Below are 15,114 nucleotides of genomic sequence, written 5' to 3'. Positions count from 1 at the left end.
GAGCAGGGAATGCGCCTGCTCGCGAATGAACCATTGGGGAGATAACGCTCGAATGGCGGGATGTCCACCAACCTTCGAGGAGATAATGCTGGAATGGCGCGGCCTAAACAGCTGTACCTCCCCACAGGCTGAGCGGAACCCCTCCTAAACTGCGTTATCTCCCCAAAGGTTGAGGCTTATGCCTGCTGCGCCACCTTGGCGGGATGGGGCTCAGGGGCGATGAAGAAGTTGTCGCGGAACAGTCCGGACGGATCCCAGGTTGCCTTGAGCGCCTGCAGCCGCAGCAGGTGGCCAGGCGGGAAGGCGCGGGCAACGACGTCGGGCCCGGTGTCCGTTTCGAAGCTGAGGTACATGCCTTCCATCAGCGGAAGCAGGTCGCGCCAGCGCTGCTGCACGTCGTCGGACCGGCCGCCCAGGAGGGAGATCAGGAAGTTGGCATCCCGCCAGCCGAACGCCGTCGAGTCGGCCGGATAACTGCCCACGGCTCCCCCGGCCGAACGGACACTGAGGAAGAAGGGCCGGTCAGTGGCCATGATTTCCGCCAGGCCGCGCGCAACGTCGGCGTCCAGGTGGCGGACCAGGCCGGAATGGCCGTGCGGCTCGCCTCTGCCGGACTGCCCTTCGCCTGTCAGCGGCACCTCCATCAAGGCCGTGTAAGGCACCATCTGAACCAGCTGATCGGACAGCGGCGCCAGCCCGGCGAAGGGCTGCAGCTGCTGAAGTACGGCGTCCGGATCACTGGAGTCCACCACGATCACCGCCTGGACCGCGGACGGCCTGCCGGCCCCGGTGAGTCCCACCATGAGTGATCCGGTGACGATGGGATCCGCTGCCTCAACGGTGGTTCCCCACGCCTGCATGAAGGCGGCGACGTCATCGGGAGTGAACACGAGCATCGCGAAACCCACCTGAGCGGCTACCGGGTGCGCCTCGAATTCGAAGGAGACGACGGCACCGAAGTTCGCTCCCGCGCCGCGTACAGCCCAGAACAGGTCGCTGTTTTCGTCCGCGCTGGCGTGCACCAGGGCCCCGTCTGCGGTGACAATGTCCACGGAGCGCAGGTAGTCGATGGTCAGGCCGCGTTCGCGGGCGAACCAGCCGAACCCGGCCGTTGTGGCCAGGCCTCCGACGCCGACTCCGCCGTAGTCCCCGGAGGTGACCGCCAGTCCATAGGGGGCCAGTGCCTGTGCCACTTCGCCCCAGCGGGCGCCCGGCCCCACCTGAATCCGGTTGCCGCCGCTGACGGTGATGGAGTTCAGCGCATCGAGCGCCAGCACGATTCCACCGGTGTTCAGCGACCTGCCCGAGAGCCCGTGCCCGGCACTGAAGATCCCGAACGGAACATCCCGGTGGCGGGCGGCGAAGCGCACCGCTTCCTGCACCTCGGCTGGATTTTCGGGGCGGACGACGACGCCGGGCCGGGCGCCGCGGAAGTAGCTGGACGTGTAGCGGGCGTACCCCGGATCGCCCGGGAACATTGTCCGGGCAGCCAGTGCTTCCGGGATCGGGTCACCGTGGAACGTCCGTGCCGGTGCCGGTTCAGCAGGGGTGGAACCCGGCACCGTATTCGGGATTGACTCCGGAACTGCGCTGCCGGCACGGGCTCGGGCCGTCCGCGCCTGCGCCACCCGGTCACGGACCCGGGGCGCGGTGACTTCGGCAAACCGCCGCAGCTCCGCCGGGTCGTCTGAGGCAAGGATGAACACGCTCATGCCGTGCCCGGTGGCCAGTTCTGCCAGGTCTTCCGCGGAGGACTGCGGCGTCACGTTCAGCAAACGGGTAATCTGCCGCGGGTCCCGCCCTGCCTTGCGGGCGGATTCGTCGATGACCTGGTTGCCGCGGTCGACGTCGCCGGGTTTCATCCACGGCAGGCTGGGCAGCCAGCCGTCGCCCTTCCGGCCGATGATTCGCTGCATCCTGGGTTTGTATGCCCCCAGCCAGATGGGGATGTCATGAGCCGGTGCCGGCCCCCCGCGCGGCGCCGTCTACCCGGTGGAACTGGCCCTCCACGCGTAAGGGCTCAGGGTTCTCGGAGTCCCAGATTCCGCGGATGATCTCCAGCGCCTCTTCCAGTCCGCTGACTGCATTTCCCACGGTCAGCTTCGGCGCTCCCATTGCTGCGATAGCGTCGAGGTAGCCCCCGGCACCGATGCCGAGTTCCACCCGTCCGCCGCTGAGCAGGTCAAGGCTTACCAGGGAGCGGGCCAGCACCGCGGGCTGCCGCAGCGGCAGGTTGAGCACGTTCCCCGAGACATGGATGCGCGAGGTCCTGGCAGCTACCCAGGAGAGCAGGGTCCAGGTGTCCAGGAACTTCGGCTGGTACGGGTGATCCTGGAAGGTCACCAGGTCCAGGCCCAGCTCCTCGCTGAGCAGGGCCAGGTCGACTGGAACCTGCGGCGCGGAAGCCAGCGGGGTGATGAAGCTGCCAAAACGCAGCGGGTGCAGGTAATCAGGCATGCCTTCAGCATCTGCTCGCCCCGGACCATTGACAACCACCGCATAAGCGACTTACTTTTCGTAAGTGACGTCAAAAAACAGACCAGCCCCGCCGTTCAGCATCGATGATGAGCAATGCATGCGGCTAACCACTGTCATGGAGATTGTTGGGCGGCGCTGGGTGGGTGGCATCCTGCTGGCCCTGGGCACCGGCGCCGAGCGGTTTACGGAGATCCAGAACCGGGTCCAGGGATTGTCCGCACGGATGCTCACCCTCCGGCTCCGTGAACTTGAGGGCTACGGACTCGTGGAACGCATCGTGGAACCCACCGTGCCGGTAAGCATCCGCTACCACCTCACCGGCCGCGGCATTGATCTGCTGCGCGCCCTGCAGCCAATCGGCCAGTACTCGCGCCGCTGGGAAGAGGCGCCCGGCGAAGAAGCGGCAGCTTCCTAGCCGCCGAAGACAGCTACTTCCCGCTGAACACCGGGAACTTGCCGGACTTTCCGTAGTCGGTCACGCTCATCCCGTGCAGGGCTTCCATGTCCGCGTCGGAGATGACGAAGTCAACGTCCGCGTTGGTGCGCATGTGCTCGGGGTTCGTGGTTTTCGGCAGCGGCACGGTGCCCAGCTGCAGGGCGTACCGGATGCACAGCTGCGGCACGGAGACCGAGTACCGCTCCGCCATAACGCCCACCTCAGCGTTGCCCAGGATCTCCCCGTGCGCGATCGGTGAATATGCCTCCACAAGAATGTTGTTCTCCGTACAGAAGTCGAGCAGTTCCGTGGGCGTGTTTCCCACGTGGAGCAGCACCTGGTTGACCTGTGGAGGAACGGTGCACGCGGCGAAGATGTTCTGAAGGTCTGACTGCTCAAAGTTGGAGACGCCGATGGACCGCAGCTTCCCGGCGTCGTGCGCTTCCTCCAGCGCCCGCCACGCCGCCCGGTTTCCCTCGGCATAGGATCCGCCGCGCCAGTCGTTCCAGGGCTGCGGACTGTGGATCATCATCAGATCCAGATACTCCAGGCCCATCAGTGTCAGCGATCCGTCGATCGCTGACACAGCGCCGTCGTAATCCTTGATTTCCGCGGCCAGCTTGCTGGAGACATACAGCTCGTCCCGCGGCACACCGCTGGAGCGCACACCCTCACCGACGCCGCGTTCATTGCCGTAGGCCTGCGCAGTGTCGATGTTGCGGTAGCCGATTCCAATCGCGTCCTGCACCGCCTGCGCAGCGGCTCCGTCCTCAATGAACCAGGTGCCGAACCCCAGTTTGGGAATGGGGGCGCCGTTGGCGAGGGTATAGGTTTCGTTCAGGATCATGGTCCGGCTCCTCCGGATTGGCGGATCGTTCTTCCCCTGCCATGGTCCCGCGTGCGTCCGGCCAGCGGAATGGGCGTCGTGGTTTCGTGGCACGCACCGGCCGGTACCGTGCCACTGGATGAATGCACCCGAGGGGTTGCATGCAATGCAAGCTACCAGTAGCCTGCACTGCATGACACCATCCCGTGAGTCGGTTTTGACGCAGCTCCGCAAAGGCACTGTGGACTACTGCGTTCTTGCCTGCCTGCGTTCCGGACCCGCTTATGGCCTGGAGATTGCCGAGCGCCTCGGGGAAGGAAAGATCCTGTTCGCCAGTGGAGGCACCCTGTATCCGCTGCTTTCACGGCTGCGGCAGCAGGGATGGGTCACCACCACGCTGGAGCCGTCACCGGTCGGACCGCCCAGGCGTTATTACCACCTCACCGGCGAGGGCGAGGCCGCGTTGAAGGTCTTTACCCACACCTGGAACGTGTTCGCCGCGGATGTCACAGCCGCTATTAAGGAGACTTCATGAGCACCACCGAAAGAATGCCGGAACTGCTGGAGGCGTACTTCGCCGACCTGGACCGGGCGCTGACGGGCTCGGACCCGCGGGAACACGCCGAGACGGTCCAGGCCATGCGTGAGCACGCGGCGGAGGTACTCAGCCTGCACGGGAACTCCGAGCAGACCGCTGAGCGCGTCATCGCCGATTTTGGTCCGGTGGAGGACGTGGCCGCCGCGAGCACCGCCGCACCCGCCGTCCCGGCGCCGGCAGCAGCCAGGTCCTGGGCGGACATCTGGCTGCTTGCCGGCTCGGTCGCAGGCCTGGTGTTCTACGTGTTTCCGCTGCTCTCCATCGCCATGCTCACGTGGGCGGTCCTGAGGCTGCGCCAGCAGGCCGGAAACCGGTCCCTGCAGCGGGCTGCCCTGTGGGTGTCCGTCGCTGCGGTCGTGATCTCCGTGGGACTGTTCACCCTTCGCCTGACACGCGTCCTCTGATGCTGATGCCCGTCTAGAACCGGCGCTGTGCCACGTTGACCCGGGTGGCGGCGTCGAGCGCTGACTGCACCTGGTCCGAGGGCGTCATGCCGGGAGGGGTGCTCGCCAGCTGCTGATCGGAGGCGTTGGGGTCCGAGAAATAGATCCGCCCATAAGCCGGGGTGTCCGGCTCGAACCGCCAGCTCTCAGCCAGCGTCCCGCCGTCGACCGTGTCAAAGCCAAGCTGTCCAATGATGGCTGCGGCCTCCGACTTGGCAGCGGCGTCATCACCTGCGATCGGCAGCGCCGAGCGGTCCGCAGCACCCTCGGGCCGGGCGAGCGCCGGGATGTGCGCGGCGGTGATGTTGTTGAAGACTTTCACGTACTGGTCCGCGCCCAGCTGGTCCCGCACCATTTCGCTTGTGGTCACGGTGCTGTCATCCAGTTCCTGGATACGTCCGTCCCGGGAGGGGTAGTAGTTGCTCGTATCCAGCACCAGCTTGCCTGCCAGCAGTCCCTCGGGGAGGTTCTTCACCGCCACAAGCGGGATTGAGAGCACGACGGCGTCGCCCGCGTTGGCTGCCTCTTCCACCGTTCCGGCCTTGGCCAGCGGGCCCAGCTCAGCGACCAGATCCTGAAGGGATTCCGGACCGCGTGAATTCGCGATGACCACGTTCATGTCCGCGGCCACGGCCAGCCGTGCCACGGCTGATCCGATATTTCCGCTTCCAATGATTCCCAGTGTCGCCATGTCTGCATCCCTTCGGTGGTTGTGGTGTGTGCAAGCAAAGGCTGCCGCGGATAATTCCCGGGTCCCAGCCTCGGACCTAGCCCACGGGGGCAGTGACGGCGGCGAGTTCGGTGTCGGAGACGGGTGGTAAAGAATAAGTACGACTGAAGAACGTGGACCAGCGAAGACGCACACGATGGGAAGTGACATGCAGACACCCGCAGGATGGTACCCGGACGGCCAGAACCCACAGATTGTGCGTTGGTGGGACGGCCAGCAATGGACTCAACACACCCAGCCCATCCAGCATCCGGGGGTTCCTGATACAGGTTCTTCGGTGCCACCGTCCACCTCCCAGGAAACTGTGGGAACCCCAGAGAGCACAGACCGGACACGGACGGGACCGGGTAGAAAAAAGGTGGGACTGTTCAACGCCCGCCAGGTGGCTCAGGAGCAGCTCGCCGAGAACGAACGGCTGCAGCGCCTGATTGACGCACACGGGCTCCAAGACCTCGCAGAGATATCACGGCTGAGAGAGGAAGCCGAAGAACAGCTCCGTCGACTCCGCTCAGAATTCCAGGCCGAGATGGCAGCTGCTGGGCGAGAGCGGGAAGCAATCCAGCAAGAACTCGCGGTGGCACGGAGAGAGATCGTTTCCATCCATGACCAAGCGGGACTCCAGGACGCCGGTTTGTTCGCATACTCGCACCCCGCCGAAAGCTCCGCCGAACTGGCTGCGGAGCTGGAAGTCGTGCGGTCTCAGATCAAGGACATGGTTCGGTCGAAGGCTGCTATCACAGCGACCAGCAACTTCACCTTCAATAATTCGGCGAAGCAAGGGCAGAAATTCGTCGCCCAGATGTCGCAAATCATGCTTCGTGCTTACAACGCGGAAGCGGAGAATTGCGTCAAGACAGTCAAAGCCGGGAACCTTCAGACCGCCCAGGCACGGCTTTCAAAAGCCCGGGAACAGATCATGAGGCAGGGCACCATGATCGATCTGGCAGTGAGCCCTGAGTATCACCGTCTTAGATTGATCGAATTGTCCCTAGCCTCCCGCCATCTGCAGGCTCTCCAAGCAGAAAAGGAAGCAGAACGAGAACGGAAAGCAGAGCTTAGGGAACAGCGCCGCGTCGAACAGGAACTGGCACAGGCAAAAGAGAAACTGGAGAAAGAACTCAATCACTACCAGACAACCTTGGCGGCGCTTGAAGCCAAGGGAGATGCTGACGGGGCAGCTCGTATGAGGGAACTCGTCCTGGACGCCGAACGGGCAATTGCCGACGTGGATTACCGTGCGGCCAATATCCGTGCCGGGTACGTCTACGTCATATCAAATGTGGGCGCCTTCGGAGAAAACATGGTCAAGATTGGCATGACACGGCGGCTTGAGCCGATGGACCGGGTCCGTGAACTGGGCGACGCGTCGGTGCCGTTCACCTTCGATGTCCATGCACTCTTCTTCGCCGAGGATGCAGTGGGCGTGGAGGCCATGCTCCACCGCACTTTCGCAGAACAGCGCGTCAACAAAATCAATACCCGGCGAGAGTTCTTCTACGTCAACCCCACCCAGGTCTTGGAGGCGCTCAAGCAGCACCGCGTCGAAGTAGTGGAGTTCCGGACGGATTACGTGGCGGAAGAGTTTCAGCTCAGCCGTGGCAATTTGGAAGCCAAAATGTGAGAAGGCTTTCGCCTCGAGCACCCCGCGCCTCTGATCTAACGCGGGCGCTCCATCAGCCTCGGACCTAGGCCACGGGCGCCGTGACGGCGGCGAGTCCGCGCAGCTCCGCCGCGGTCAGCCGGGCGCCGAAAGCGGGTCCGCCGGGCTGCAGGAAACCGGTGCCTGCCAGCGAGTCCACGGGGACCGGATCGTAGCCGATCCGTTCCACAACCGAGGAAACCAGGGCAACGGCGTCCCGCTGGTCCCCCGCCACGGCCAGGCCCAGGCGCTCCGGATGCCCTGCGGGGCGGCGGTCCGGTTCCAGGTGGTGGTAGCCGGTGTGGCTGAAGGTCTTGACGACGGCGGCACCCGGGAACATTTCCTGCACCACTTCGGAGGAGGGCCGGTCCCCCGCCGCGAAGGCGGGGATTTCGCCGTCTACCGGAGGCCAGTAGTTCATGGTGTCGATGACCACGCGGCCGGCCAGGTGGGCGGGATCAATGTTCTTCAGCCGGTGCAGCGGCAGGGCCAGGACCACCAGGTCTGCGTCAGTAACGGCGTCGTGCGTCCACTTCGGCTCGGCTCCGGGGGTCACGAAGTCGATCATCAGCTCCAGCCGGGACGGATCGCCGGAGGCGGAGATGGAAACCCGGTAGCCGGCGTCGAGCAGTGAGCGGGCAATGGCGGTGCCGGCCTTGCCGGCGCCAATCACGGCGACGTGGAGCGTGTCCGGGGCGGCGTCGGCGGTGGAGGAGGAAACGTGCAGGGTACTGGGCGGTGTGCTGCTCATGCCTGGAACAACGCGAGCCCGGCTGCGCTCATTCCCCCGGGGGTCTCTGGCAGACCCCGCGCCTGCGTGCTTGCATGGGAAAGGGGTCCAGCCGCGCAGAACCCGGCCGAAGGAGCGCATCGTGACCGCAGGAGACCGTCCCCTGGAGCCTTCATCCCGGCGTGAGCAGGCTGAAGTGACGTATGCCCGGCTGTTCGGGCCGAGGGACCAGGGTGCCCACGAGGATGATCCCGAGCTGATGGAAATCCTGCGCCGCTTCATCTTTGGCGACGTTTTCGGTACCGGGGTGCTGGATGACCAGACCCGTGAGCTGATTACTGTCACAGTGCTGACCTGCCTGCAGACCCTGCCGCAGCTCCGCGCCCATGCCGCCGGCGCGCTTGCCACGGGTGTCACGCCGGTGCAGCTTCGGGAAGCGGTGTACCAGCTGGCGCCTTTTATCGGCTTTCCGCGGACCCTCAACGCTGTTTCCACCATCAATGCGGTGTTCACGGAGCACGGCATCGCCCTCCCGCTGCCGGAGCAGGGAACGGTCGACGACGCCGCCAGGTACCAGCGCGGCTTGGCCCTGCAGACTCCGCTGTACGGAACGGAAATCAAGGACGACCTCTCGGATCTGCCGGAGCCGTTCAACGAAGCGATCCCCCGGTTCCTGACGGAGTTCTGTTTCGGCGATTTCTACACCCGCGGAGGGCTCACCCTGGCGCAGCGGGAGCTGCTGGTGCTGTGCGCGCTGGCCGCAATCGGAGACACCGCGGCCCAGCTTGGCCCGCACGGCAGGGCCTGCCTGCAGACGGGCAGCTCCAAAACGGTGGTCATCGCGGCCCTGGTCCAGTGCTTTCCGTACGTCGGTTTTCCCCGAGCCGCGGCTGCGATCCGCGCGGTGCGGGATCTGTAGGGGTTTGCCGCAGCTGCCGGCGGTGCCTTTACAGCTGCTTTCGCCGGGGCGATCATGGGCGCAGGGACTCCGCTGCCGTGAACCCTGACGTAAACAACGGATTTCGCCCGAGTCAGGATCAAAAGCGTCGTAGATGCGTTCATTTGCAGATACCTGAAAGGCAACGCAATGAGACCTCCTTCATCCCAGAGACGGGTTCTTCCCGCAGTTCTCGCCGCCATGCTTCTGCTCCTGCTGACCGGCACCGGCGCATTCGCCTCCACCCCTAAGTCCCTGACGGCTGCACCCTACGGGGACAACGACGGCTCGGGCCCGCAGTTCTACAGCGGGCTGAACGTCGATGTCCGGGATGACGTGTCCGGCGACGTCTACGTGTCCGGACAGCGAATCACCATCTCCGGCAACGTGACGGGCGACGTCATTGCGGCCGGCCAGACGATCAACATCACCGGAGACGTTGACGGCAACGTGCGCCTCGCCGGGCAGGATGTGACCATCAGCGGGGAAGTCTCCCGCAGCGGCACCATCTTCGCTTCGACGATCGATGTCACGGAATCGGGTTCCTTTGGCGATGACCTGGTGGGCGCCGCGGGCGACATCGACATTGCCGGTGAGATTGGCCGGGACATGGCCGTTGGCGTCGGTGACCTCACGATTGACGGAACAGTGGGCGGCAACGTTACCTACAACTCTGCGAACGAAGCAGACATCTCCGACGGCGCGGTCAGCGGGACCATTGAGCAGATCGTTCCGGAGCCCAACGAGGAACCAACCGCCGGGGAAAAGTTCGCCGGGTGGCTGCTCGGCCTGCTGTACGCGTTGGTTGCGCTCAGCCTCATCACCGTGGCGGCCGGGTGGCTCCTCCCCCGCCTGCTGCACCGGGTGACCAACCAGCTGATCCCCCGGCCCTGGAAGGCCCTGCTCGTGGGCTTCGTGGCGTTCGTTGCCGTCCCCCTGGTGCTGGTGCTCTTGCTGTTTACGGTCATTGGAGCGCCGCTCGCCCTGGCTGCCCTGCTGGTGTGGCTCACCCTCATGCTGGCTACGTTCGTCTTCGGCGCGTACTACATCGGGCGGCTCATCTTCCGCGGCCGCCGGCACCCCGTGATCATGGCCCTGGTTGGCGGGCTAATCCTCATCATCGCGCTGCAGATCCCGTGGCTGAACGTCCTGGTCTGGTTCGCCATGGTGTTCTTCGGCCTCGGCGCGCAGCTCCTGGCCATCTACGAGAAGCGGCCGTGGCGCCGCGAGCTGCCGGCTGGCGCTGGCTTTGATCCGGGGACAGGGCCGGTCACAGGGCCGGCGGGCGGCCCCCGGTACGACGGCGGACAGCCTCCGCCGCCCCCGGTACAGCCGCCTCCAGTGCAGCCGCCGCCCCCGGCGCAGTAGCACCTGGCCGGGGCTGCCGTTCCCTAACCCTCCAGGTCGTAAACCATCGCCGGATCACGGCTGAGGATACGGTCCCGCATCTCCACCTTGAGAACCTCAACCCTGGCCAGTTCCGCGTCCGTCTTCTCCGCCTTGGCACCCAGCTCAATGAACTCATCGGCCACAATTCCGTCATCGCGCAGCACGCAGGTGACCGTCGAATCACCGGCGCTGATCTCAAAAACGTAGCGGGCCAGGGTGCTGCCACGTTCGGGCCGGGCCAATTCCGGCACTACTTCGAAGCGCTCCCCCGTCACGGCACGGGTGACCAGTTCGATGGCGTCCCGCCCACCGGGCCCGGGGAAGGCAGTGCGCACCCGGATTTGCCTGCGCTCGACGCGGCCGCCGGCAGTGCGGTCCGCCAGTTCCGGCAGCGCCCGGCCCAGCGCAGCGAACGCATGGGCCACACCGCCGGGGAAGCCCGGGCCGTGGTAGCGCATGCAGTCGGCGAAGGTGAAGTCCAACTTCATGCCGTCCTCCCAGACGGTCACTGTGCGGTCCGCGTTTGGGACGGGAGTAGCTTCGGGGCGGTCAGCCGGTGCCGGGGTAGTGCTCATGGTGCGTTCTCGCTCTGTTGATTTGGTCCGTACGGGCAGGTCAGGCCGGGTTGTGGACGCTGTGTGACGTCCCGGCAGACACAGATTGCGTCCGCCCGGCCCAGCTTCTATTGTTGCTTAGGCAAGGCAAGCCTTACCAACTCCGCAGCGGTTCCAGCGGCACGGCCGCGCCCGCCTGCAACGCCCGTCCTTCTTTCCTTCAGCCCTGAGGTTTGCCATGTCCCGGAGTAACACCCCGCGCCCTGAGCGGACCGGCACCCGGGAACCGGCAGCGCAGCCGGAGGTCATGCCGTCGACGTCGCTCACCGGAGAGCAGATGCTCCTGCGCTACGGCAAGGACACCGTGGTGGACGGGGTTTCCCTGACCTTCCAGCCTGGGCAGGTCACGGCCCTGGTGGGCCCCAACGGCAGCGGCAAGTCCACCCTCCTGCGCTCCATGGCCCGGCTGCACCGCCCGGACGCCGGCGAGATCGTCCTCCGCGGCACCGGCGGTGAACGTTCCGCAACAGCGCTGACCTCCCGGGACTTCGCCCGGGAAGTAACTCTCTTCTCCCAGTCCCGCCCCGCCCCGCAGGGACTAAGCGTGCGGGAGGTCGTGGCCTTCGGCCGGCATCCCTACCGGCGCCGCTTCGCCGGACTCGACGCCGAAGACCATGCGGTTATCAACCGCGCAATGGTCTCCACCGGCGTCGACGTCATGGCGGCACGTTCCGTCAGCGAACTCTCCGGCGGTGAGATCCAGCGTGTGTGGCTGGCTGCCTGCCTGGCCCAGGACACCGGCGTCGTACTCCTGGACGAACCCACCAACCACCTGGACCTGAGATACCAGATCGAGATCCTGGACCTGGTGCGGGACCTCGCGGACAGCGGAGTCGCAGTCGGCATTGTGCTGCACGACCTCGATCACGCCGCCCGCGTAGCCGATTCGCTGCTGCTGATGTCCGCCGGACGGATTCACGCCGCCGGCGAACCGCACCAGGTGCTGACTGAACAGAACATCTCGGAGGTCTACGGCCTCCGGGTCCAGGTCACCGTGGAGCCGGACACCCGGCGCATCCGCATCGACCCGCTCGGCCGGCACACCGCCCGGCACCGGACCACAGCTCCCGTTTCACCCTGAACACCCACCCGAGAGGCACCCCAAGAATGAACCGAGTCCGCCCGCTCGCCGCAGCAGCTTCCATGCTCGCTGCTGCCGCACTCACCCTGTCCGCCTGCGGCACCACCGAGGTGGAGGAGCCGGCGAACGCCGCCACCGCCGCCACGTCTGAAGCCTGCGCAGCCGACACCACCGCCACGGCAACCGGCCCGGTCTCGATGACCGACGGCGTCGGGCGCACCGTGGAACTGGAGAAGCCGGCCGAGCGCATCGCCGTGCTGGAATGGCAGCAGATCGAGGACGCGCTCACGCTGTGCGTCACGCCGGTGGCCGTTTCCGACGCCGAAGGCTACGCCACGTACGTGAGCGCCGAGACCCTGCCGGAGGAAGGCGTCGCTGACATCGGCACCCGCGGCGAGCCGGACCTGGACACCCTGTACGCGGCGGACCCGGACCTGATCATCGTGGAGGCCTTCAGCGCCGACGACGAGATCATTGCCCAGCTCGAAGAGCGCGGCGTGCCGGTCCTCGCCACCCTCGGCGCCAACAGCGCGGACCCGATCGGGAACATGAAGAACGTCTTCTCGATGATCGCCGAAGCCACCGGGCGCACCGACCGCGCCGAGCAGGTCCTGGACACCTTTGACAAGCACCTGGCCGACGCCAAGGAAAAGGTCGCGGATGCTGATCTGGCAACCACCGATTTCCTCTTCTTCGACGGCTGGGTGGAGGGCGGAAACGTCACCATCCGCCCCTACGGCCAGGGTGCACTCTTCACCGCCCTCGGCGAAGAGCTGGGCCTGACCTCCGCGTGGACCGACGACATTGACTCGAAGTACGGCAACGGCGGCGTGGATCCGGCCTACGGCCTGGGCCAGACGGACATTGAAGGGCTCACCGCTGTTGGCAGCGCGAACCTCTTCTACTCCAATGACGAGGAAGTGGGCGGCTACGTCTCCGAACTCGAGAAGAACCCCATCTGGACCTCACTGCCCGCAGTGAAGGAAGGCCGCGCCTTCGCCTTCCCCGCAGGCGTATGGGGTGCCGGCGGCCCGCTGTCCAACCAGCAGGCCATCGACGCCTACGTTGACGCCATGCTGGCGGAGTGAGCGCACCTCACCAAACGCGGGACATAACGCAGCCGCAGGCCCCCACGGGCCTGCGGCTGCCCCTGCATAACTTCCTCCAGCACACTGCCGGCGGCCTGGCCGTTCTGGCGGTGCTGCTGCTGGCCGTCGTCTTCACCGGTGCCTGGCACCTGACCCAGGGAACTTCCGGCGCGGGGCTTGCGGACCTGTGGCGGCTCTTCGGCGGCGCCGAGGAAACCGTGGGCGGCGTTCCCATTGCCGATGTGCTGGTGGGCTCACGGCTGCCGCGCCTGTTCGCCGGGGTGGCCGTCGGGTTTGCCCTCGGCGTGGCCGGCGCGCTGCTGCAGTCGGTGACCCGGAACGCGCTGGCCTCCCCGGACACCCTCGCCGTCACTGCCGGCTCCTATTTTGCGCTGACCGCCGTCGCGGCCTTCGGCCTGTCCGTTCCGCTGTGGGCCTCCGGCACCGTCGCATTCGCCGGCGGGGTGCTGGCCGCCGCCGTCGTGCTGGGCCTGGCCGGCCGCTCCGTGGGGTCCGGCACCACCCGCCTGATCCTTGCCGGTTCCGCGATCGCCATGGCGCTCGACGCCGGCACCGCAATGCTGCTCATCCTGTTCAAGGAAAACACCACCGGCCTGTTCGCCTGGGGCAGCGGATCGCTCGCCCAGCTGAACCTGGACGCCTCCGTCCGGGCGGCCCCGGTGATCATTGCGATGCTGTGCGTCGCGCTGCTGCTCTGCCGCCGGCTCGATGTCCTGAAGCTCGGCGACGATACCGCCTCATCCCTGGGTGTTCCCGTCGCCTCGACCCGGGTGCTGTCCGTGCTCTGCGCCGTGCTGCTGACCAGCATTTCCGTGACGCTCGCCGGGCCCATCGCCTTTGTGGGGCTCGGCGCCCCGGTGCTGGCCCGCCTCTTGGCCGGCCGCGCACCGGTGCTCGGCAGGCACCTTTTCCTGCTGCCCGTCTCCGGCCTCCTGGGAGCGCTGCTCATCCTGCTGGCCGACGCCGGGCTGCGCGGAATCCTCGGCGCAGAAGGTGCCAGTTCCATTCCCACCGGTGTTCCCACGGCACTGCTCGGTGCCGTCCTGATTGTGGTCCTGGCGATGCAGATGCGGGATTCCGGCCCAATCTCGATGCCGCCGCAGGGCCGCCTCGGTGTCCGGACGCGGCGCCGATTCCTCGCCGCAGTCGCCGTCTCCGCACTGCTCCTCGCGGCCGCGGTGCTGGTGGGCCTGCTCGCCGGCAGCCTGTGGCTGCGCACAGGCGATCTCGCGCTGTGGCTGAACGGGTCCGCCCCGGACCTGATCGGCCGGGCACTGGACGACCGTTTCCCGCGGGTTGCCGCCGCGGTGCTGGCCGGCGCGGCCCTGGGTCTGGCCGGCTGCGTGGTGCAGGGAACCGTTCGCAACCCGCTGGCCGAACCCGGAATCCTCGGCATCACCGCCGGCGCCGGGCTGGGTGCGGTCACGGTGGTGACTTCCAACATCGGCGGCGGCCGTCCCATTCTCATCACCATGGCGGTGCTGATGGGACTGGCCACCTTCGCGCTGATCGCCCTGCTGGCCTGGCGCGGCGGCCTGCTGCCGGACCGGTTTGTGCTGGTCGGCATCGGCTGCGGCTACGGCCTGAGCGCGCTCACCACGTTCCTGCTGCTGCGCGCGGACCCGTGGAACACACCGCGCATCCTCACCTGGCTTTCCGGCACCACCTACGGCCGGACGGTGCCCGACGTCGTGCCGGTGGCGGTGGGCCTGGCGCTGGCGGTGCCGCTGGTGTTCGGGCTGCGGCGCCGGCTGGATCTGCTGGCGGTCGACGACGACACTCCCCGCATCCTGGGCGTCCGGCTGGAGCGGTCCCGCTTGCTGCTGCTCGGTGCTGCCGCGGTACTGGCATCGCTGAGCGTGGTGGCGATTGGCGCCGTCGGATTTGTGGGCCTGGTGGCTCCGCATCTGGCGCGGTTCATTGCCGGGGCGCGGCACAGCCGGCTGATTCCGCTGTCCATGCTGCTGGGCGCGCTGCTGGTCTCCGTGGCGGATACGCTGGGCCGGACGCTGATTGCGCCGGCGCAGATCCCGGCCGGCCTCATGATTGCCCTGATTGGTGCGCCGTATTTTGTCTGGCTGCTGCGGCGGTCGCGGGGGTAGCG

The 15,114-nt window shown here is 66.5% G+C and carries 15 protein-coding genes; 9 read left to right on the top strand and 6 right to left on the bottom strand.

Going from position 1 to position 15,114, the window contains the following annotated elements:
* Positions 1 to 176: 176 nt before the first annotated feature.
* Together ABFX29_RS05510 and ABFX29_RS05505 are read right to left on the bottom strand one after the other, a co-directional pair.
* Positions 177 to 1,916: an FAD-binding oxidoreductase gene (locus tag ABFX29_RS05510; protein WP_275124629.1), complete on the bottom strand. Its 1,740-nt coding sequence runs from the start codon at positions 1,914 to 1,916 to the stop codon at positions 177 to 179.
* A 34-nt stretch (positions 1,917 to 1,950) separates the two neighbouring features.
* Positions 1,951 to 2,457 (bottom strand): LLM class flavin-dependent oxidoreductase, encoded by a 507-nt coding sequence (locus ABFX29_RS05505; RefSeq protein ID WP_275124630.1) that lies wholly within the window; start codon positions 2,455 to 2,457, stop codon positions 1,951 to 1,953.
* A gap of 118 nt (positions 2,458 to 2,575) precedes the next feature.
* On the opposite strand from ABFX29_RS05505, the gene ABFX29_RS05500 reads away from it, so the two are divergent.
* Positions 2,576 to 2,893, top strand: coding sequence for a winged helix-turn-helix transcriptional regulator (locus tag ABFX29_RS05500; RefSeq protein ID WP_152225557.1), 318 nt, complete (start codon positions 2,576 to 2,578; stop codon positions 2,891 to 2,893).
* A 13-nt stretch (positions 2,894 to 2,906) separates the two neighbouring features.
* Here the strand turns inward: ABFX29_RS05500 and ABFX29_RS05495 are convergent, their stop codons facing one another.
* Complete coding sequence (locus tag ABFX29_RS05495; protein WP_152225555.1) at positions 2,907 to 3,761, bottom strand: aldo/keto reductase; 855 nt, start codon at positions 3,759 to 3,761, stop codon at positions 2,907 to 2,909.
* Between the two features lie 172 nt (positions 3,762 to 3,933).
* Here ABFX29_RS05495 and ABFX29_RS05490 point away from each other — a divergent pair, with 172 nt between their 5' ends.
* The gene (locus tag ABFX29_RS05490; RefSeq protein WP_152225553.1) at positions 3,934 to 4,275 is read left to right on the top strand and encodes a PadR family transcriptional regulator; all 342 of its coding nucleotides are present in this window, start codon (positions 3,934 to 3,936) and stop codon (positions 4,273 to 4,275) included.
* Positions 4,272 to 4,742 carry a hypothetical protein gene (locus tag ABFX29_RS05485; protein ID WP_152225551.1) on the top strand — a complete coding sequence of 157 codons (471 nt, stop codon included), beginning with the start codon at positions 4,272 to 4,274 and terminating at the stop codon, positions 4,740 to 4,742. Before ABFX29_RS05490 ends, ABFX29_RS05485 begins: the two co-directional genes overlap by 4 nt.
* A gap of 13 nt (positions 4,743 to 4,755) precedes the next feature.
* Here ABFX29_RS05485 and ABFX29_RS05480 read toward each other — a convergent pair whose 3' ends face one another.
* Positions 4,756 to 5,472 carry an NADPH-dependent F420 reductase gene (locus ABFX29_RS05480; RefSeq protein ID WP_246167225.1) on the bottom strand — a complete coding sequence of 239 codons (717 nt, stop codon included), beginning with the start codon at positions 5,470 to 5,472 and terminating at the stop codon, positions 4,756 to 4,758.
* Between the two features lie 175 nt (positions 5,473 to 5,647).
* Between ABFX29_RS05480 and ABFX29_RS05475 the strand changes: the two genes are divergently transcribed.
* Positions 5,648 to 7,132 (top strand): SNIPE associated domain-containing protein, encoded by a 1,485-nt coding sequence (locus ABFX29_RS05475; RefSeq protein WP_321164376.1) that lies wholly within the window; start codon positions 5,648 to 5,650, stop codon positions 7,130 to 7,132.
* Between the two features lie 64 nt (positions 7,133 to 7,196).
* Here ABFX29_RS05475 and ABFX29_RS05470 read toward each other — a convergent pair whose 3' ends face one another.
* Positions 7,197 to 7,901, bottom strand: a complete 705-nt coding sequence (locus ABFX29_RS05470; RefSeq protein ID WP_152225547.1) for an NADPH-dependent F420 reductase — start codon at positions 7,899 to 7,901, stop codon at positions 7,197 to 7,199.
* 121 nt (positions 7,902 to 8,022) lie between these two features.
* Between ABFX29_RS05470 and ABFX29_RS05465 the strand changes: the two genes are divergently transcribed.
* Together ABFX29_RS05465 and ABFX29_RS05460 are read left to right on the top strand one after the other, a co-directional pair.
* A complete protein-coding gene (locus ABFX29_RS05465) occupies positions 8,023 to 8,799 on the top strand; it encodes a carboxymuconolactone decarboxylase family protein (protein WP_246167223.1) in 777 nt (258 codons plus the stop codon).
* 168 nt (positions 8,800 to 8,967) lie between these two features.
* Positions 8,968 to 10,185, top strand: a complete 1,218-nt coding sequence (locus tag ABFX29_RS05460) for a DUF8173 domain-containing protein (RefSeq protein WP_152225542.1) — start codon at positions 8,968 to 8,970, stop codon at positions 10,183 to 10,185.
* A 23-nt stretch (positions 10,186 to 10,208) separates the two neighbouring features.
* On the opposite strand, the gene ABFX29_RS05455 is transcribed toward ABFX29_RS05460, so the two are convergent.
* Positions 10,209 to 10,781 carry a hypothetical protein gene (locus ABFX29_RS05455; protein ID WP_211372325.1) on the bottom strand — a complete coding sequence of 191 codons (573 nt, stop codon included), beginning with the start codon at positions 10,779 to 10,781 and terminating at the stop codon, positions 10,209 to 10,211.
* Positions 10,782 to 10,998: 217 nt separating this feature from the next.
* Here ABFX29_RS05455 and ABFX29_RS05450 point away from each other — a divergent pair, with 217 nt between their 5' ends.
* From ABFX29_RS05450 to ABFX29_RS05440, 3 genes are read left to right on the top strand one after another with little or no spacing between them, the layout of a single operon-like run.
* Complete coding sequence (locus tag ABFX29_RS05450; RefSeq protein WP_420831125.1) at positions 10,999 to 11,901, top strand: ABC transporter ATP-binding protein; 903 nt, start codon at positions 10,999 to 11,001, stop codon at positions 11,899 to 11,901.
* 26 nt (positions 11,902 to 11,927) lie between these two features.
* Positions 11,928 to 12,989: an iron-siderophore ABC transporter substrate-binding protein gene (locus ABFX29_RS05445; protein ID WP_152225540.1), complete on the top strand. Its 1,062-nt coding sequence runs from the start codon at positions 11,928 to 11,930 to the stop codon at positions 12,987 to 12,989.
* Positions 12,986 to 15,112: an iron ABC transporter permease gene (locus tag ABFX29_RS05440; RefSeq protein WP_246167221.1), complete on the top strand. Its 2,127-nt coding sequence runs from the start codon at positions 12,986 to 12,988 to the stop codon at positions 15,110 to 15,112. The genes ABFX29_RS05445 and ABFX29_RS05440 overlap by 4 nt, the downstream gene beginning before the upstream one ends.
* Positions 15,113 to 15,114: the final 2 nt, after the last annotated feature.

This window comes from Arthrobacter gandavensis (genome assembly GCF_039528575.1).
In the GTDB taxonomy this organism is placed as follows: domain Bacteria; phylum Actinomycetota; class Actinomycetes; order Actinomycetales; family Micrococcaceae; genus Arthrobacter_B; species Arthrobacter_B citreus_B.
Note: the sequence above shows the minus strand (reverse complement) of the source record. Positions and strands in the feature narration are given on the sequence as shown.